The sequence below is a fragment of the Halomonas smyrnensis AAD6 genome (genome assembly GCF_000265245.1).
GTDB classification, from domain to species: Bacteria; Pseudomonadota; Gammaproteobacteria; order Pseudomonadales; family Halomonadaceae; genus Halomonas; species Halomonas smyrnensis.
The window spans coordinates 1-17,613 of sequence record NZ_AJKS02000026.1 but is presented as its reverse complement, the minus strand read 5'-3'; the positions used below and the strand labels follow the sequence as shown (position 1 = coordinate 17,613).

Annotated in this window: 14 protein-coding genes; 5 read left to right on the top strand and 9 right to left on the bottom strand. The window is 67.4% G+C overall.

Going from position 1 to position 17,613, the window contains the following annotated elements; genetic code table 11:
* Positions 1-415: 415 nt before the first annotated feature.
* Positions 416-1,249 (bottom strand): CDP-diacylglycerol--serine O-phosphatidyltransferase, encoded by an 834-nt coding sequence (gene pssA / locus UYS_RS0216310; protein WP_016856590.1) that lies wholly within the window; start codon positions 1,247-1,249, stop codon positions 416-418.
* Positions 1,250-1,378: 129 nt separating this feature from the next.
* Positions 1,379-2,395 carry a ketol-acid reductoisomerase gene (ilvC, locus tag UYS_RS0216305; RefSeq protein ID WP_016856589.1) on the bottom strand — a complete coding sequence of 339 codons (1,017 nt, stop codon included), beginning with the start codon at positions 2,393-2,395 and terminating at the stop codon, positions 1,379-1,381.
* Positions 2,396-2,586: 191 nt separating this feature from the next.
* Here ilvC and ilvY point away from each other — a divergent pair, with 191 nt between their 5' ends.
* Complete coding sequence (ilvY, locus tag UYS_RS0216300) at positions 2,587-3,477, top strand: HTH-type transcriptional activator IlvY (protein WP_016856588.1); 891 nt, start codon at positions 2,587-2,589, stop codon at positions 3,475-3,477.
* Between the two features lie 67 nt (positions 3,478-3,544).
* Here the strand turns inward: ilvY and ilvN are convergent, their stop codons facing one another.
* Together ilvN and UYS_RS0216290 are read right to left on the bottom strand one after the other, a co-directional pair.
* The gene (gene ilvN, locus UYS_RS0216295) at positions 3,545-4,036 is read right to left on the bottom strand and encodes an acetolactate synthase small subunit (protein WP_016856587.1); all 492 of its coding nucleotides are present in this window, start codon (positions 4,034-4,036) and stop codon (positions 3,545-3,547) included.
* Entirely contained in the window at positions 4,036-5,760 is a 1,725-nt protein-coding gene (locus tag UYS_RS0216290; RefSeq protein WP_016856586.1) for an acetolactate synthase 3 large subunit, read from the bottom strand. Before UYS_RS0216290 ends, ilvN begins: the two co-directional genes overlap by 1 nt.
* Positions 5,761-6,339: 579 nt before the next feature.
* Here UYS_RS0216290 and UYS_RS0216285 point away from each other — a divergent pair.
* The gene (locus tag UYS_RS0216285; protein WP_016856585.1) at positions 6,340-7,713 is read left to right on the top strand and encodes a sugar porter family MFS transporter; all 1,374 of its coding nucleotides are present in this window, start codon (positions 6,340-6,342) and stop codon (positions 7,711-7,713) included.
* Positions 7,714-7,810: 97 nt separating this feature from the next.
* Here the strand turns inward: UYS_RS0216285 and clpB are convergent, their stop codons facing one another.
* The 3 genes from clpB to rluD form a co-directional block, all read right to left on the bottom strand.
* Complete coding sequence (gene clpB / locus UYS_RS0216280) at positions 7,811-10,393, bottom strand: ATP-dependent chaperone ClpB (protein WP_016856584.1); 2,583 nt, start codon at positions 10,391-10,393, stop codon at positions 7,811-7,813.
* A gap of 166 nt (positions 10,394-10,559) precedes the next feature.
* Positions 10,560-11,315, bottom strand: coding sequence for a peptidoglycan editing factor PgeF (pgeF, locus tag UYS_RS0216275; protein WP_016856583.1), 756 nt, complete (start codon positions 11,313-11,315; stop codon positions 10,560-10,562).
* Between the two features lie 10 nt (positions 11,316-11,325).
* Complete coding sequence (gene rluD / locus UYS_RS0216270; RefSeq protein ID WP_016856582.1) at positions 11,326-12,285, bottom strand: 23S rRNA pseudouridine(1911/1915/1917) synthase RluD; 960 nt, start codon at positions 12,283-12,285, stop codon at positions 11,326-11,328.
* Positions 12,286-12,435: 150 nt separating this feature from the next.
* Here rluD and UYS_RS0216265 point away from each other — a divergent pair, with 150 nt between their 5' ends.
* Positions 12,436-13,248, top strand: a complete 813-nt coding sequence (locus UYS_RS0216265) for an outer membrane protein assembly factor BamD (RefSeq protein WP_016856581.1) — start codon at positions 12,436-12,438, stop codon at positions 13,246-13,248.
* Positions 13,249-13,393: 145 nt separating this feature from the next.
* Here UYS_RS0216265 and UYS_RS0216260 read toward each other — a convergent pair whose 3' ends face one another.
* Positions 13,394-15,025, bottom strand: coding sequence for an NAD+ synthase (locus UYS_RS0216260; RefSeq protein ID WP_016856580.1), 1,632 nt, complete (start codon positions 15,023-15,025; stop codon positions 13,394-13,396).
* A gap of 99 nt (positions 15,026-15,124) precedes the next feature.
* On the opposite strand from UYS_RS0216260, the gene UYS_RS0216255 reads away from it, so the two are divergent.
* Positions 15,125-15,382 carry a PP0621 family protein gene (locus UYS_RS0216255; protein WP_016856579.1) on the top strand — a complete coding sequence of 86 codons (258 nt, stop codon included), beginning with the start codon at positions 15,125-15,127 and terminating at the stop codon, positions 15,380-15,382.
* Positions 15,383-15,443: 61 nt separating this feature from the next.
* Here the strand turns inward: UYS_RS0216255 and thiO are convergent, their stop codons facing one another.
* Positions 15,444-16,550 (bottom strand): glycine oxidase ThiO, encoded by a 1,107-nt coding sequence (thiO, locus tag UYS_RS0216250; protein WP_026068632.1) that lies wholly within the window; start codon positions 16,548-16,550, stop codon positions 15,444-15,446.
* Positions 16,551-16,646: 96 nt separating this feature from the next.
* On the opposite strand from thiO, the gene UYS_RS0216245 reads away from it, so the two are divergent.
* Positions 16,647-17,207: a GspH/FimT family pseudopilin gene (locus UYS_RS0216245; RefSeq protein WP_016856577.1), complete on the top strand. Its 561-nt coding sequence runs from the start codon at positions 16,647-16,649 to the stop codon at positions 17,205-17,207.
* Positions 17,208-17,613 lie beyond the last annotated feature (406 nt).

Genomic DNA, 17,613 nt, shown 5'->3' with positions numbered 1-17,613 from the left:
CGAAGCGGATGACCGAGCGTGCGGCTTCAGCAACTGAAGCGACATCCGATCGAGCCCTCAGCGGGCTACCGTAGCGAGTGGCGGGCATTTTACCGATTCCGCTGGCCTTGTCAATCGAGCGCTTCCGACAACCGCCAAAAAACCTCAAGAAAAACAAGTGCTTTTGCCACTCATCACCGCCTGCAACGTTGCCCGTCGCCGGCAGCGGATGCGTACTTTACGGATTCTCCCGGGGCGACGCAAGGACTATTTGCCAGAATCGTGACGGCGGGATGAACAGTGGGTGACACCCACCCGCAGATAACTATCCACACCCGCTCGCCTGCTCGACCACCTGTGGATAGCTCAGAGCCGGCGCCCGGAGACAACAACGCCCGCACGAGGCGGGCGTCATGGCCGGCAAGGATAACGCGATTCAGCCCTTGGCGCCGCCCTTCATCTTGCGCAGCAGGGCCATCACCGGGCCGGAAACAACATAGGCCCCGAACAGCAGCAGCAGCATCACGGACGGCTCGATGGAGATGACCACGAAGCCGAGCACGATGGCCAACAGCACCACGAAGGGCACCGGCCCCTTGAGGTCGACGTCCTTGAAGCTGTAGTAACGAACGTTGCTGACCATCAGCACGCCGGCGGCACCGACCAGGAACAGCATCAGCAGCTTGAAGCCGAAGGCATCGGCGTCGAAGCTGTGGAAGGTCCAGACGCTGGCGGCGACCACCGCCGCGGCGGAGGGACTCGGCAGACCGATGAACCAGCGTTTGTCGACACTGCCGATCTGCACGTTGAAGCGCGCCAGGCGCAGCGCGGCACAGGCCACATAGAGGAAGGCCACCACCCAGCCGGTCTTGCCCACGTCCTGCAGGATCCAGGTGAAGGCCACCAGCCCGGGGGCCACGCCGAAGGACAGCATGTCGGACAGCGAGTCGAACTCGGCGCCGAAGGCGCTCTGGGTATTGGTCAGGCGCGCCACCCGGCCGTCCAGGCCGTCGAGCACCATGGCGATGAAGATGGCGATGGAGGCCGAGGTGAAGTCGCCGTTGATGGCGGCGACCACGGCGAAGAAGCCGGAAAACAGTGCCGAAGTCGTGAACAGATTGGGCAGCAGGTAGATCCCCTTGCGGCGGACCTTCTTGCCATCCTCCAGCGCTTCCTCGACGACCTCCGACTCACGCAGGAAGGTCTTGGCCAGATCATCGTCGTCGTGTGACGGGGTCTGCGGCTCGTGATTGCTGGGATCCTGGCTCATGGTGTCATCCGTTGCGACTGAGGTTGGGTCCATTCTACACATAGAGCCCGGCGAGACTCATTGCCCGTAAACGCAAACGAGGGCGCGGTTTCCCGCGCCCTCGTTTCGGCTGCTATCGATGTCGTCCGATCAGTTCTTGGACTTGTCGACCAGCTGGTTGGCGGCGATCCACGGCATCATGCCGCGCAGCTTCTCGCCGACCTGCTCGATCGGATGCTCGGCATTCAGGCGGCGACGCGCGGTCATCGACGGGTAGTTGGTCTCACCCTCGTTGATGAACATCTTGGCGTACTCGCCGGTCTGGATGCGCTTGAGGGCGTTGCGCATGGCTTCGCGAGACTGGTCGTTGATGACCTCGCCGCCGGTGACGTACTCGCCATACTCCGCGTTGTTGGAGATGGAGTAGTTCATGTTGGCGATGCCGCCCTCGTACATCAGGTCGACGATCAGCTTGAGCTCGTGCAGGCACTCGAAGTAGGCCATTTCCGGGGCATAACCCGCCTCGGTCAGGGTCTCGAAGCCGGCCTTGACCAGCTCGACCGCGCCGCCGCACAGCACCGCCTGCTCGCCGAACAGGTCGGTCTCGGTCTCGTCACGGAAGCTGGTCTCGATGATGCCGGTACGGCCGCCGCCGACGCCCGCCGCGTAGGACAGCGCGAGTTCCTTGGCGCTGCCGGTGGCGTCCTGATGGATGGCGATCAGGTCGGGGATGCCGCCGCCCTTGACGAACTCGGAGCGCACGGTGTGGCCCGGGGCCTTCGGCGCGATCATGATCACGTCGAGGTCGGCGCGCGGCACAATCTGGTTGTAGTGGATGTTGAAGCCGTGAGCGAAGGCCAGGGTCGCGCCCTGCTTCAGGTTCGGCTCGATCTGCTGCTCGTAGATGGCCTTCTGGTTCTCGTCCGGCGCCAGCACCATCACCACGTCGGCGGCCTTGGAGGCCTCTTCGACGGAAGCGACCTTGAGACCGGCGGCCTCGGCCTTGGCGGCGGAGGAGGAACCTTCACGCAGCGCGACGACGACGTCGACACCGGACTCCTTCAGGTTGTTGGCGTGGGCGTGGCCCTGGGAGCCGTAACCCACGATGGCCACCTGCTTGCCCTGGATGAGGGAGAGATCGCAGTCCTTGTCGTAATAAACGCGCATGTGAGGCTCCTGAAAACGAGGGTGAGAAAGAGGTGTCAGCGTTGATGGCCACCCGCGCCGTCTTGTCGCGGCGCTGGGCGTCAGGCCCGGGTCTGTATGCCCGTTCGATGCATCGACTGTACGCCAGGCATTTCGTTGCGTAAAACGCTATATTTGCAACGACATATCCCGAAAAGTGAAATACCGGCCTCATGGACATGCGCCCCCTGAAACACTTCCTCGCCCTGGCCGACACCCTGCACTTCGGCCGCGCCAGCGAGGCCTGCCACGTCAGCCCCTCCACCCTCTCGCGCTCGATCCGCCAGCTGGAGGAGAGCCTCGGCGTGCGCCTGTTCGAGCGCGACAACCGCCACGTGACGCTGACCCGCCAGGGGCATCAGTTCCACGACTATGCCCGCGATGCCCTGGAGGAGTGGGAACGGCTGCGCCAGTCGATGATGAGCGAGGCCCAGGCGCTGACCGGGGAGATCAGCATCTACTGCTCGGTGACCGCCAGTTACAGCTTCCTCTACGACCTGCTCAGCGAGTTTCGCACCCGCCATCCGGGCATCGAGCTCAAGCTGCATACCGGCGACCCCGCCCAGTCGATGCCCCGGGTGCTGGCCGGCAACGAGGACATGGCGATCACCCTGCGGCCGCGGCGGCTGCCCGAGGCCCTGGCCTTCAAGTCGCTGACCCGCTCGTCGCTGATGTTCATCGCCCCCAAGGACCCTCAGCCGTGGATCCCGGCCACCCCGGAGGCGGCCAGCCCCGACCAGTGGCGGGACGTGCCGATGATCCTCTCGGAATCGGGGCTGTCGCGGGAGGTCAGCGACACCTGGTTCCGGGCGCTGGGCATCAAGCCGCGTATCTACGCCCAGGTCTCCGGCCACGAGGCCATCGTCAGCATGGTCAGCCTGGGCTTCGGCGTCGGCGTGGTACCGGGCATCGTGCTGGAGGCGAGCCCGCTGGCCGAGCGGGTCCGGGTACTGCCGGTGAAGCCGGAGCTGCCCCACTACGACGTCGGGCTGTGCGTGCTCAACCGCCGGCTGAAGAGCCCGCTGATCCACGCCCTGTGGGCGGAGGTCGAGGAGCACGGCTGACGCCCCCCCAGACACGAGAAAGCCGCCCCGGAGGGCGGCTTCTTCGATCGGGCGGATCACGACGTGATTACAGCGACAGGACCTTGTCGCCGCGGGCGATCCCCGACACCCCGGTGCGCGCCACCTCGAGCAGCCCCACCGGGGACATCGCCTCGAGGAAGGCATCCAGCTTGCTGGCGTCGCCGGTGATCTGGACGGTGTACTGGCTCGGCGTCACGTCGACGATCTGCGCGCGGAAGATGTCCACCGTGCGCTTCACCTCGTCCCGCGCCGCGCCCAGCGCCTTGACCTTGACCAGCATCAGCTCGCGCTCGATGTGGCTGCCCTCGGTCAGGTCCACCAGCTTGACCACGTCCACCAGCTTGTTGAGGTGCTTGGTGATCTGCTCGATCACCCGGTCGTCGCCGATGGTGGTCACGGTCAGACGCGACAGGGTCTCGTCCTCGGTGGGGGCCACGTTGAGGGTTTCGATGTTGAAGTTGCGCTGGGAAAACAGCCCCACCACGCGAGACAGGGCGCCCGGTTCGTTTTCCATCAGAATCGAGATGATATGGCGCATCAGGTCCGCTCCGTCTTGGAAAGCAGCATGTCACGCATGGAGCCCAGAGGCACCTGCATCGGATAGACGTGCTCGTGGGGGTCCACGGCGACGTCGAGGAACACCAGCTCGTCGTTGTCGGCGAAGGTCTTCTCCAACGCCGACTCGAGTTCCTCTTTCGTCTGCACCTTCAGGGCGGTGAAGCCATAAGACTCGATCAGTTTCTGGAAATCGGGCAGCGACTCCATGTAGGAATGCGCATGGCGGGACTTGTAGTTCAGGTCCTGCCACTGGCGCACCATGCCGAGCGAGGCATTGTTGAGGTTGATGATCTTCACCCCACCACCGAACTGCTTACAGGTGGAGAGCTCCTGCATCATCATCTGGAAGCTGCCCTCACCGGTGAAGCAGACCACCTGCTCGTCGGGGAAGTTCTGCTTGATGCCCATGGCCGCCGGGAAGCCGAAGCCCATGGTGCCGAGCCCGCCGGAGGTGACGAAGCGGTTGGGCTTGTCGAACTTGTAGTACTGGGCGGCGAACATCTGGTGCTGCCCCACGTCGGTGGTCACGTAGGCCTGGCCGCGGGTCGCGCGACACACCGCCTCGATGACTTCCTGGGGCTTGAGCACCTCGCCCTCGGCGGACGGCTCGTAGAGCTTGCCGCGGCGCTCCTCGCGCCAGCCGTCGATGCTCTGCCACCACTCGGTGAGCGCCTCGGGGCTGGCGATCTCGCGGCCCTGCAGCAGGCTGATCATCTCGTTGATCACGCTGCCGGCCGGCCCCACGATCGGCACGTCGGCGCGCACCGTCTTGGAGATCGAGCTCGGGTCGATGTCGACGTGGACGATCTTGGCCGTGGGGCAGAACTTGGAGGTGTTGTTGGTCACCCGGTCATCGAAGCGCGCCCCGATGGCGATGATCAGGTCGGCATGGTGCATGGCCATGTTGGACTCGTAGGAGCCATGCATGCCCAGCCAGCCGAGGCACTGGTCGTCGCTCTGCGGGAAGGCGCCGATGCCCATCAGGGTGGTGGTGATCGGGAAGCCCAGCCGCTTGACCAGGTCGGTCAGCCCCTCGCTGGCCTCGCCGGTCACCACGCCGCCGCCGGTGTAGAAGACCGGACGGCGCGCCTTGAGCATCAGCTCCACGGCCTTCTTGATCTGGCCGGTGTGGCCGCGCGTCACCGGGTTGTAGGAGCGCAGCTTGACCTTCTTCGGATAGACGTACTCGTAGCGTTCGGTGGGCGCGGTCATGTCCTTGGGAATGTCCACCACCACCGGGCCGGGACGCCCGCTCGCGGCCAGGTAGTAGGCCTTCTTGAGGACTTCCGGAATCTCGCTCGGGTGCTTGATCGAGAAGCTGTGCTTCACGATCGGCCGGGTCACGCCGACGATGTCGGTCTCCTGGAAGGCGTCGTCGCCGATCAGGTGGCTCATCACCTGGCCGCACAGCACCACCATCGGGATCGAGTCCATGTAGGCGGTGGCGATGCCGGTGACGGCGTTGGTCGCGCCGGGCCCGGAGGTCACCAGCACCGTGCCGGGCTTGCCGGAGGCCCGGGCGTAGCCGTCGGCGGCATGGGTGGCGGCCTGTTCGTGGCGCACCAGGATGTGCTTGACCTTGTCCTGGCGGAACAGGGCGTCATAGATGTGTAGCGCAGCGCCGCCGGGATAGCCGTAGATGTATTCGACGCCCTCATCTTGCAGGAAGCGGGCGATCATGTCCGCGCCGGAAAGCAGTTCCACAGATGTTTCTCCCCTGGAGGTCTCGAGTGCGATCCGCGCCCTCGTCGGGCACGGGGTCGAGTGCGGCGGTATGCCGCTGCCGGTCTCGCCGGCACCTGATGCCAAACCCTGGCGTATTGAGGCCCGGTTAGGGCCAGCACTCTAATCACGGCGGATCACCGCGTCGGGGCGTTGGCCAGGCCGGGCGGTTAGCCCGGACCCGGAAGTCCTTCGGCGGGTAGAGGCCCTTCGGCCTACCCTTCGCACGGAAATCGGGGATCGCCCGCTGGAGTCCGCGCCCGATAATCAGGAAGGGTCAAGATTCCAATAGCGTCCGAAAAGTGTCAACCGCCGCCCGCACCGGCAGGCGCCGATCGGCGCGTTTCGGCGTTTTCGCGCCCCACCCCTCGCCGCCGCTTAAGACGAAAGTCTAAAACTCCCGGCTCGCGACCGCCCGACGTTGCTGCTTTAATGACGCCAGCTGACACGATTCACCTTTATCGAGTGCCCTCCCGTTTCCTCGTCGTGCCGGCGAGGCGGCGCTCGCCAGGTGAATCGATTCACCTTCATTCGGAACACCGCTTCACCGAGGAGACGCACATGTTACGCATCGTGCAGTGGTCCATCACCGTGGCCCTGGCCGGCTTCCTGTTCGGCTTCGACACCGCGGTCATCTCGGGCGCCGACCAGCCCATCCAGGCGCTCTGGGGGCTCAGCGACCTCCAGCACGGCCTGCTGATCATGTCCATGGCCCTGTGGGGCACCGTGATCGGCGCCATCGGCGGCAACTGGCCGACCGACCGCCTGGGCCGCCGCGCCACCCTGCTGCTGATCGGCATGCTCTACCTGGTGTCCGCGGTCGGCTCGGCGCTGGCCACCGATCCCTACTGGTTCTCGCTGTTCCGCCTGCTGGGCGGCATCGGCGTCGGCATCTCCTCGGTGGCCGCCCCGACCTACATCTCCGAGATCGCCCCGGCCAAGCACCGCGGCACCCTGGTCGCGCTGTACCAGTTCAACGTGGTGTTCGGCATCCTGATGGCCTTCATCTCCAACTACGTGGTGGGCGGGCTGTTCGAGACCAACGCCTGGCGCTGGATGCTTGGCATCGAGATCGTGCCGGCGCTGCTCTACACCCTGCTGATCAGCCGGGTGCCGCGCAGCCCGCGCTGGCTGATCCTGCATCGCGGCGACACCCAGGGCGCCCGCGAGGTGCTGCTGCGCCTCGATCCCGACGCCGACGTCGACGCCCAGATCGCCGAGATCCAGGCCGCCGAGGACAGCGAGGAGCGCGCCCACGCCGGCTTCTTCTCCGGCCGCTACCGGCTGCCGATCCTGCTGGCCTTCCTGATCGCCTTCTTCAACCAGCTCTCGGGCATCAACTTCATCATCTACTATGCCCCGCGGGTGCTCGAGGCCGCCGAGCTCGGCGCCAACACCGCCCTGCTCTCCACCGCCGGCATCGGCCTGGTCAACCTGGTGTTTACCATGCTCGGCATGGCGCTGATCGATCGCCTGGGGCGCCGCACCCTGCTCTACATCGGCTCGGCCGGCTACCTTTTCTCGCTGGTGCTGATCTCGCGCGCCTTCTTCAGCGGCGAGCTCGGCGGGCTGGACGTGCCGCTGCTGCTGGGCCTGTTCATCGCCGCCCACGCCATGAGCCAGGGCGCGATCATCTGGGTGTTCATCTCCGAGGTGTTCCCCAACCATGTGCGCGCCCGCGGCCAGTCCTTCGGCAGCTCGGTGCACTGGGTATGCGCGGCGCTGATCGCGCTGCTGATGCCCTGGGTGCTCGGCAGCTTCAGCGGCGGCCCGGTGTTCGCCTTCTTCGCCGTGATGATGGCGCTGCAGCTGGTGTTCGTGATGTTCCTGATGCCGGAGACCAAGGGCGTCTCCCTCGAGGAGCTGCAGAAGCGCCTGGTGCGCGAACCGCAGGGCAAGCGCGAGGCCTCGAGCGTCGCCGCCCAGCGCGGCTGACACGACGCCGCCGCACCGCCGTCGAACCGACGGCCCGGAAACGAAAACCGCCCGCGCCTTTCGGCGCGGGCGGTCTCGTTTCCTGGCGAGAAACGCCTCAGCTCTGGAACACCAGGCGGTCGCCCTCGGCCTCGACGCGGATGACATCGCCCGGCGAGAACGCGCCGGCCAGCAGGTCCTGGGCCAGCGGGTTCTCGAGCCGGTTCTGGATCGCCCGCTTGAGCGGCCGCGCGCCGAACACCGGATCGAAGCCGACCTCGGCCAGCTGGGCCATGGCCGCATCGGAGACCTCGAGCGACAGGTCGTGCTCGGCCAGCCGCCCGCGCAGGCGCTCGAGCTGGATGGCGGCGATGGCCTGGATCTGCTCCTGGCGCAGGGCGTGGAACACCACCACCTCGTCGATGCGGTTGATCAGCTCGGGGCGGAAGTGGGTGCCGACCACGTCCATCACCGCGGACTTCATCTGCTGGTAGCCGCCGTCGTCGCCGCCCATGCCCTGGATGATCTCGGAGCCCAGGTTGGAGGTCATCACGATCACGGTGTTGCGGAAGTCCACCGTGCGGCCCTGGCCGTCGGTCAGGCGGCCGTCCTCGAGCACCTGCAGCAGGATGTTGAAGACGTCGGCATGGGCCTTCTCGACCTCGTCGAGCAGCAGCACCGAGTAGGGCTTGCGGCGCACCGCCTCGGTCAGGTAGCCGCCCTCCTCGTAGCCGACGTAGCCGGGAGGCGCGCCGATCAGCCGGGCCACGGAGTGCTTCTCCATGAACTCGGACATGTCGATGCGCACCATGGCCTCCTCGGTGTCGAACAGGAAGCCGGCCAGCGACTTGCACAGCTCGGTCTTGCCCACCCCGGTCGGGCCGAGGAACAGGAAGGAGCCGTTGGGGCGGTTCGGATCGGCGAGCCCGGCCCTTGAGCGGCGCACGGCGTTGGCCACCGCGGTGACGGCCTCGTCCTGGCCGATGACCCGCTCGTGCAGCGCTTCCTCCATGCGCAGCAGCTTGTCGCGCTCGCCCTCGAGCATCTTGGACACCGGGATGCCGGTCCAGCGCGACACCACCTCGGCGATCTCCTCCTCGGTGACGTTGGAGCGCAGCAGCTGGTGCCGGGCGGTGTCGGCCTCGGCGTCGCTGGACTCGGCGATCTTCTGCTCGAGCTCCGGGATCACCCCGTACTGCAGCTCGGACATTCGTCCCAGGTCGCCCTGACGGCGGGCCTGCTCGAGGTCGATGCGGGCGCGGTCGAGCTCGTCCTTGAACTGGGCCGCGCCCTGGATGCTGGCCTTCTCGGCCTTCCAGATCTCGTCGAGGTCGGCGTACTCGCGCTCGAGCTCCTCGATCTGCTCCTCGAGGCCGTCGAGGCGCTTCCTGGAGGCCTCGTCGGTCTCCTTCTTGAGGTGTTCACGCTCCATCTTGAGCTGGATCAGCCGGCGGTCGAGGCGGTCCATCTCCTCGGGCTTGGAGTCGAGCTCCATGCGGATCCGCGAGCAGGCCTCGTCGATCAGGTCGATGGCCTTGTCGGGCAGCTGGCGGTCGGTGATGTAGCGGGTCGACAGCTTGGCCGCGGCGATGATGGCGCCGTCGGTGATATCGACGCCGTGGTGCACCTCGTAGCGCTCCTTGAGACCGCGCAGGATGGCCACGGTGTCTTCCTCGCTCGGCTCGTCGACCAGCACCTTCTGGAAGCGGCGCTCCAGGGCGGCGTCCTTCTCGATGTGCTGGCGATACTCGTCGAGGGTGGTGGCGCCCACGCAGTGCAGCTCGCCGCGCGCCAGCGCCGGCTTGAGCATGTTGCCGGCGTCCATGGCGCCCTCGGCCTTGCCGGCGCCGACCATGGTGTGCAGCTCGTCGATGAACAGGATGATCTGGCCCTCCTCCTGGGCCAGCTCCTTGAGCACCGACTTGAGGCGTTCCTCGAACTCGCCGCGGAACTTGGCCCCGGCCAGCAGCGCGCCCATGTCCAGCGACAGCACGCGCTTGTCCTTGAGGCCCTCGGGCACCTCGCCGTCGACGATGCGCTGGGCCAGGCCCTCGACGATGGCGGTCTTGCCGACGCCGGGCTCGCCGATCAGCACCGGGTTGTTCTTGGTCCGGCGCTGCAGCACCTGCACGGTGCGGCGGATCTCGTCGTCGCGGCCGATCACCGGATCGAGCTTGCCGCTGGCCGCCCGCTCGGTGAGGTCCAGGGTGTACTTCTCCAGCGCCTCGCGGCTCTCCTCGGCGTTGGGATCGCTGACCTTCTCGCCGCCGCGCACGTCGTCGATGGCGGTCTCCAGCGCCTTGCGGCTCAGCCCGGCCTGGCCGAGCAGCTTGCTCACCGCGTGGCGCATCTCCAGCGCGGCCAGCAGCACCAGCTCGCTGGCGATGTACTGGTCGCCGCGCTTCTGGGCCTCGCGGTCGGTGAGGTTGAACAGCTTCATCAGGTCGCGGGACGGCTGCACCTCGCCGTCGAAGTCGCCGACCCTGGGCAGGTCGCCGAGGTGGCCGACCAGGCCGTCGCGCAACCGCGCGGCGTCGGCGCCGGCCTTCTGCACCAGCGCCTTGACGCCGGTGTCGGTGGCATCGAGCAGCGCCAGCAGCAGGTGCCCGGGCTCGAGCTGGTTATGGCCGTGGCCCACGGCCAGCGACTGGGCGTCGGCCACGGCGTTCTGCAGCTTGGCGGTGAACTTGTCGATTCGCATGGAATGTCCTCCGTCGGGGTAGCGACGCGATTCGGACGCGCCGCCTGTCCCAATGTCATGGGTCTTGACATCTTAAGTGGCGTCAGGACGGCCGGCTTTCAAGTCGGCCGCCGGAGGAAACGCCGGAGGGTTGATATGGGTCAAGCTCGCGCCCGGCGAGGCCGAGCTAGCGCAGCCAGATCATGCTGGCCATGCGGCCGGTGGCGCCGTCGTCGCGGCGGTAGGAATAGAAGCGGGATTCGCAGGAGGTGCAGAAGTGGCCGCCGCTGATGTGGGCGAGCCCCAGGCGCTCCAGGCGCAGGCGCGCCAGCTTGTACAGGTCGGCCATGTAGTGACCCAGCCGATAGGGGCTCGGCACGAAGGCCTCGGCGGCATCGGGCTGCACGGCGACGAAGGCCTCACGCACCTCGCGGCCGACCTCGAACTGGGCGTTGGAGATCGCCGGCCCCAGCCACGCCATCAGCGACTCGGGCGGCACGCCCATGGCGGCCACCGTGGCCTCGAGCACGCCGCCGGCCAGGCCGCGCCAGCCGGCGTGGGCCACGCCGACCCGCTGGCCGTCGCGGTCGCAGAAGAACACCGGCAGGCAGTCGGCGGTCAGCACCACGCAGGCGTGGCCGCGGTCGAGGGCCACCGAGGCGTCGGCCTCGGGCGGGGTCTCGAGATACTCCGACTGCACCCGGGCGCCGTGGACCTGATCGAGCCACAGCAGCGGCCGGTCGTCGCCGACTTCCTTCTGCAGCTGGCGGCGGCACAGCGCCACGTGGGCGGAGTTGTCGCCGACGTGCTGGGCCGGATTGAAGGCGGCGAAGCGCCCCTGGCTGGGCCCGGTCTCGCGCGTGGTGACGCAGGCCGCCACCGAGGGCGGCGCCGGCCAGTCGGGGCGGATCAGGGTCGGGCGCAGGTCGAGGGCATCGCTCATCGCGGTTTCCTTAGCGGCGGGTCTCGCGGTCTTCGCGCAGGAAGTCCAGCAGCATCAGCATGTCATCCGGCAGGGCCGCGCGAAAGGTCAGTGTCTCGCCGCTGGTCGGATGCACGAAGGCCAGCTTGCGGGCGTGCAGCGCCTGGCGCGGAAACTCGCGCAGCACCTCCTTGAGCGTCTCGCCGGCACCGGCCGGCAGCTTGAGGCGCCCGCCGTAGACCGGATCGCCGATCAGCGGATAGCGCAGGTGCGCCAGGTGCACGCGGATCTGGTGGGTGCGGCCGGTCTCCAGCTTGCAGCGCACGTGGGTATGGGTGCGGAAGCGCTCGACCACCCGGTAGTGCGTCACCGCCGGCTTGCCGGAGGCGGTCACCGCCTGGCGCTTGCGGTCCTTGGGGTGGCGACCGATGGCCGCGTCCACCTTGCCGCCGGAGGTCATCACCCCGACCGACACGGCGTCGTACTCGCGGGACACGGTGCGCGCCTGGAGCTGTTCCACCAGCGCGGTCTGGGCGCCCAGGGTCTTGGCCACCACCATCAACCCGCTGGTGTCCTTGTCCAGGCGATGCACGATGCCGGCCCGCGGCACCGCTGCCAGCTCGGGACAGTGATGCAGCAGGCCGTTGAGCAGGGTGCCGTCGGGATTGCCGGCGGCCGGGTGCACCACCAGGCCGGGCGGCTTGTCGATCACCATCACCTCGTCGTCCTCGTACACCACGTCGAGCGGGATGTCCTCGGGCTCGAAGCGGGAATCGTCCTCGACGGTGGCGGTCAGCGCCACGGCCTCGCCGCCGTAGACCTTGTCACGGGGCTTGGCGGGGCGGCCGTCCAGGGTCAGCGCGCCCTCCTTGATCCAGGCCTTGAGGCGTTCCCGGGAGAAGTCGGAGAAGAGGTCGGCGGCGGCCTGGTCGAGGCGCAGGCCGGCCATGTGCTCGGGGACGCGGTGCTGGGCTTCGAAGGTCTGGGACATGGACTCGGTGATCTTCCGTCTGGGCGGTGGAGCGCTCCGCGGCAGCGCGCTCGGCGCGGTGACTGCGTTTTGCCACGAGGTGCTTTATAGTGGGCGAATTCGGGCCGATTCTAGCACGGCCACCCAGGGTTGTTTGACACGAGGATCACGATGCGCGTTATCACGACCGGACCCCGCCTGGCCGTCATGCTGCTGGCGAGTGCCCTGCTGGCCGGCTGTGCCAGCACCGCCGACGAGCAGGAAGCGCCTGACCTGCAGGAACGCCAGCTGTACGACGAGGGTCGCTCGGCCCTGGAGGGCGGACGCTACACCACCGCCATCAACCGGCTCGAAGCCATCGACACCCGCTTCCCGTTCGGCGACACCGCCGAGCAGGCGCAGCTGGAACTGGTCTACGCCTACTACCAGACCGACGACTGGGAGCAGGCCCGGGCCGCGGCCAGCCGCTTCATCCGCCTGCACCCGGATCATCCCCAGGTCGACTACGCCTACTATCTGCGCGGCCTCTCCGCCTGGCAGGCCGGGCGCTTCAGCCTCGAGGGGCTGCGCCTGATCGACATCTCCAAGCGCGACCTGGGCGCCAGCCGCGACGCCTACTCCGACTTCCGCGAGCTGGTCCAGCGCTTCCCCGACAGCCAGTACGCGCCGGACGCCCAGCAGCGCATTGTCTACCTGCGCAACCTGCTGGCCCGCCACGAGCTGCAGGTGGCCGACTTCTACCTGCGCAAGGGCGCCTACCTGGCGGCCGTCGAGCGTGGCCGCTGGGTCATCGAGCGCTATCCCGAGGCGCAGGCCACCCGCGACGCCCTGGCGACCATGGTCGAGGGCTATCTGGGCCTCGACATGACCGAGCGGGCCCGCGAGACCCTGCGCGTGCTGATCGACAACGCCCCGGATCACGAGCGCCTCGACGGCCGCACCTTCGATCCGCAGTACGTCGAGGCGGACCCGATCACCGCCTGACAAGCTGCAAGCTGCAAGCTGCAAGCTGCAAGCTGCAAGCTGCAAGCTGCAAATCGGCAGCATGAGATCCCCCGAAGCAAACGAAACCCCCGAAGGCTGAACACCTTCGGGGGTTTCTTGTCGCTCGGCGCTTGTAGCTCGGCGCTTATTCGCCCGGCTGCCAGCCGTTGACGATCGGATAGCGACGGTCGCGACCGAAGCCGCGGCGGGTGACGCGCACGCCCACCGGCGCCTGTCGACGCTTGTACTCGCAGCGGTCGACCAGCTTCACCACCCTGTAGACGTCGTCGCGCTCGAAGCCGGCGTCGATGATCGCCTCGGCGCTCATGTCGCCCTCGATGTAGCGCACCAGGATGGCGTCCAGGACGTCATAGTCCGGCAGCGAATCGCTGTCCTGCTGGTCCGGCGCCAGCTCGGCGGAGGGCGGACGCTCGATGACCCGCTCGGGGATCGCCGGCGCCTGGGTGTTGCGCCAGCGTGCCAGGCGGTAGACCCAGGTCTTGTAGACGTCCTTGATGGCGTTGTAGCCGCCGACCATGTCGCCATAGAGCGTGGCGTAGCCGACCGCCATCTCGCTCTTGTTGCCGGTGGTCAGCACCATCAGGCCCTTCTTGTTGGAGATCGCCATCAGCAGCACGCCGCGGCAGCGCGACTGCAGGTTCTCCTCGGTGGTGTCCCGCTCGGTGCCGGCGAAGCTCTCGGCCAGGGTCGACATGAAGGACTCGACCATCGGCTCGATCGGCATCACCTCGTAGTCGACGCCCAGCAGCTCGGCCTGCTCGGCGGCGTCCTGCTTGGAGATGTCGGCGGTGTAGTGGTACGGCATCATCACCGCATGCACGCGCTGCGGGCCCAGCGCGTCCACCGCGATGGCCAGCGACAGCGCCGAGTCGATGCCGCCGGAAAGACCCAGCACCACGCCCTTGAAGCCGCTCTTGTTGACGTAGTCGCGCAGCCCGGTGACCAGCGCGCAATAGAGGTCCTCCTCGGGCTCGACCGACTCGTCGATCTCGCCGGCCTGGGGCACCCAGCGCTCCTGCTCGCGCACGAACTGCACCGGCATCAGGCCGACCGCCCAGTGCGGCGCCTGAACGCGCAGCTGGCCATCGGCGTCGACGCAGGCCGAGCCGCCGTCGAACACCAGCTCGTCCTGGCCACCGATCTGGTTGACGTAGACCACCGGCAGCGACACCTCGCGGGCGCGCTGCTCGAGCAGCGCCAGGCGCTCGGCGGGCTTGTCCTGATGGAAGGGCGAGGCGTTGAGGGTGACTAGGATCTCGGCACCGGCGTCCCGCGCCTGCTGCACCGGCGCCTCGGACCAGATGTCCTCGCAGATCAGGATGCCGAGCCTGGCGCCCTTGTGCTCGATCACCAGCGGCCGGGTGCCGACCGCGAAGTAGCGCTGCTCGTCGAACACCTGGTAGTTGGGCAGCGCCTGCTTGGCGTATTCGTCGAGCCACTCGCCGTTGTAGAGCACGCCGGCCAGGTTCCAGGTCTGCCCCTCGCGGCGCCCGGGATAGCCGACGATCACCATCACGTCGCGGGACATCTTCTCGGCCATGCGGGCGCGGGCCTCGCGCAGCCGCGTCTCCATGGAGGGGCGCAGCAGCAGATCCTCCGGCGGGTAACCGGTCAGGAACAGCTCGGGCAGCACCACGATGTCGGCACCATGCTCGATGCGCGCCTCGCGAACCGTCTCGATGGCCCGGTCGGTGTTGCCGGGAATGTCCCCGACCAGGGGGTCCAGCTGAGCCATCACCAGCGTCAGGTCTTGCATGGGCGTAGAAATCTCTCGAGAATCCTTGGATACCTGCATTGTCCCGCAAGGGCGGTCGAGTGGCAAAGGCGGCCGATACGCTACAGGGAGCGCTTAAGGATGAATCTCTTGCTGATCCGCCTGATCATCTTCGCCGTGCTGTTCTTCGCCGGCCTCAAGCTCTATCGCATGTACCGCGAATGGAAACTCGACCGCGAGGACGCCGAGCAGGCGAGCCATCAGGGCGGGCAGATGGTCCGCTGCGCCTGGTGCCAGGTGCACCTGCCGGAAAACGATGCCCTGCGCGAGAAGGGCGACTGGTTCTGCTCCGCCGACCACCGCGACAAGTATCTGGAGGAGCGCCGGCGCGAGGACTGAGGCCAAAAGCGCCAAGCGCCAAGCGCCAAGCGCCAAGCAGGATGCTGCCAGGCGCTCCGACCTAGCGGGCGATGTCGGCCACCCGGCCGGCCAGGCGATACGGCACCGGATCGAGGATCGGCTCGCGCCCCAGCAGCTCATCGACCAGCAGGTGCGTCGAGGCCGGCGCCAGGACCAGGCCATTGCGATAGTGGCCGGCGTTGACGTAGAGCCCCTCCCGCCCCGGCACCGCCCCGATGAACGGCACGCCGTCCGGCGAGCCCGGGCGCAGCCCCGCCCAGTGATGCTCCACCTCGCACTCGGCCAGCGCCGGCACGATGCCGATCGCCGACGCGTGCAACGAGGCCTTGGCCTCGGCGTCCGTGGTCTTGTCGAAGCCGGCCTCCTCGAGGGTCGAGCCGGCCAGCACCCGGCCGTCGGCCCGCGGAATCACGTAGCGACCGTCCATCAGCACCACGCGATTCACCAGCCCCGGCGGCGCCTTGAACAGGATCATCTGCCCCTTCACCGGACGCACCGGCAGCGTCACCCCGACCCGCTCGAGCAGTGCCGCCGCCCAGGCGCCGCCGCAGACGATCGTGCGATCGCCCTCGACGGTGCCGTCCGCGGTCTCGACGCCCGTGACCCGCCCCGCCGACTGCCGGAAGCCCGTGACCTCGCTGCCTTCGCGCAGCGTGACGCGAGGCATCGCCACGAGCCGGCAGCGCAGCGCCTGACCCAGACGAGGATTGCGGATGCTGCCCAGGGTCGGCATCCACAGCGCGTCTTCGACCCCCGGGGCGGCCTGCGGCTCCTTGGCATAGAGGAAATCGGCCGACACCCGCTCCAGCGGCTTGCCCACCTCCCGCGCCCAGCGCTCGGCCTGGGCTTCGTCATCGACCCGCAGGTAGAGCAGCCCCCTCTGGCGATATTCCGGGTCGACGCCGGTTTCCTCGAGGAGCCGCAGGGCCAGCTCCGGATAGAAGCCCTCCGACCAGGTGGCGAGGCGCGAGACGGGCGCCGAATGGCGCCAGGGGTAGAGCGGCGAGACGATGCCGCCGCCGGCCCAGGAGGCCTCGCGGCCGCAGCGGCCGCGCTCGAGAAGGGTCACCGAATGGCCGGCATCGGCCAGTTGCAGGGTCGTCATCATGCCGATGACGCCACCGCCCACGACGAGAAAATCACTCACGAGGCGTGTCCGTGTTGACTGACGGAGAGAGTTCGGCGCCCGGCCGATAGTAAAGGGAGTCTCCAGGAACCATGGGAATGCCCCCGGGAGAACGACATGCAACCCGGCGCCGCCGAAGAGCAACACCTTACCGAGAAGCCAAGCGGCTTGGCAAAGCCCGTGGGCAAGGGCTTCACCCTGATCGAACTGCTGGTGACCCTCACCGTGATCATGGTCACCGTGGCCGTGCCCGGCTTTCAGCGCTTTTCCGCGCGCAACGAGGTCGCCGCCGAGGTGATGAGGCTCAAGTCCGCACTCGCCATGACACGCAGCGCCGCCATCACCCGACGCACCACCATGACGCTCTGCCCCACCACCGACATGGTCCAGTGCCAGATCCAGGACAATGCCGACGGCGAAGCCTGGCTGGCCACGCTGGCCATCTTCGAGGGGCGCGGCGAGCCCGGTGATGATCTGCTTCGCAGCTTCGACGAGAGCCGCCTGCCGTCACTGACCTACCGCAACGATAACCGCCCGGTGCGCTACAAGTCGCTCGGCCGCTCGACGGGCTACAACGGCACCTTCCGGCTGTGCGGGCGGCAGGATGAGGGGGCCAGAGTCATCGTCAATAATACGGGTCGAGTACGCGTGACGTCATCTCGCCCCGCAGAGTGCTAAGGTGCCGTCACTCGCCATCGGCGCTCAACGGAGAAACTCCGGATGAAGCACCGATGAGAGAAACGATCTTCCGCCGCGTCAATTCTCCGAAAGACCCGCCTCAGGACACTCAGGCGGCGATCAAGGAAGTGCAGGAACGGCGCAAGCGAACCCGCAAGGGTTGACGCGAAGATGCAACATAGGGGCCGCTAACGGAGTCGTCAAAAGAGTGATCTGCTGGTTGCCTCAACCCCGAATTAATGAGGGTCTGTCCCTCATTATCCCAAGTCGCCTTTCGTCCCGCCAATGCTATGGAAGACCCGCTTCAAGGCACTCAGGCGGCCATCAAGGAAGTACAGGAACGGCGCAAGCGCTCCCAGAAGGGATGGCGGGACGAGGGGACCGCTGGATGAAACGCCAGAAGAGT

Bases quoted from the DNA above. Each gene is read 5' to 3' on its own strand.
- ilvY (WP_016856588.1), top strand. From the start codon at position 2,587: ATGGACATGCGCCCCCTGAAACACTTCCTCGCCCTGGCCGACACCCTG.
- pssA (WP_016856590.1), bottom strand. From the start codon at position 1,249: ATGAGCCAGGATCCCAGCAATCACGAGCCGCAGACCCCGTCACACGAC.
- pgeF (WP_016856583.1), bottom strand. From the start codon at position 11,315: ATGAGCGATGCCCTCGACCTGCGCCCGACCCTGATCCGCCCCGACTGG.
- UYS_RS0216255 (WP_016856579.1), top strand. From the start codon at position 15,125: ATGAATCTCTTGCTGATCCGCCTGATCATCTTCGCCGTGCTGTTCTTC.
- ilvC (WP_016856589.1), bottom strand. From the start codon at position 2,395: ATGCGCGTTTATTACGACAAGGACTGCGATCTCTCCCTCATCCAGGGC.
- clpB (WP_016856584.1), bottom strand. From the start codon at position 10,393: ATGCGAATCGACAAGTTCACCGCCAAGCTGCAGAACGCCGTGGCCGAC.
- ilvN (WP_016856587.1), bottom strand. From the start codon at position 4,036: ATGCGCCATATCATCTCGATTCTGATGGAAAACGAACCGGGCGCCCTG.
- UYS_RS0216260 (WP_016856580.1), bottom strand. From the start codon at position 15,025: ATGCAAGACCTGACGCTGGTGATGGCTCAGCTGGACCCCCTGGTCGGG.
- rluD (WP_016856582.1), bottom strand. From the start codon at position 12,285: ATGTCCCAGACCTTCGAAGCCCAGCACCGCGTCCCCGAGCACATGGCC.
- UYS_RS0216285 (WP_016856585.1), top strand. From the start codon at position 6,340: ATGTTACGCATCGTGCAGTGGTCCATCACCGTGGCCCTGGCCGGCTTC.
- UYS_RS0216265 (WP_016856581.1), top strand. From the start codon at position 12,436: ATGCGCGTTATCACGACCGGACCCCGCCTGGCCGTCATGCTGCTGGCG.
- UYS_RS0216245 (WP_016856577.1), top strand. From the start codon at position 16,647: ATGCAACCCGGCGCCGCCGAAGAGCAACACCTTACCGAGAAGCCAAGC.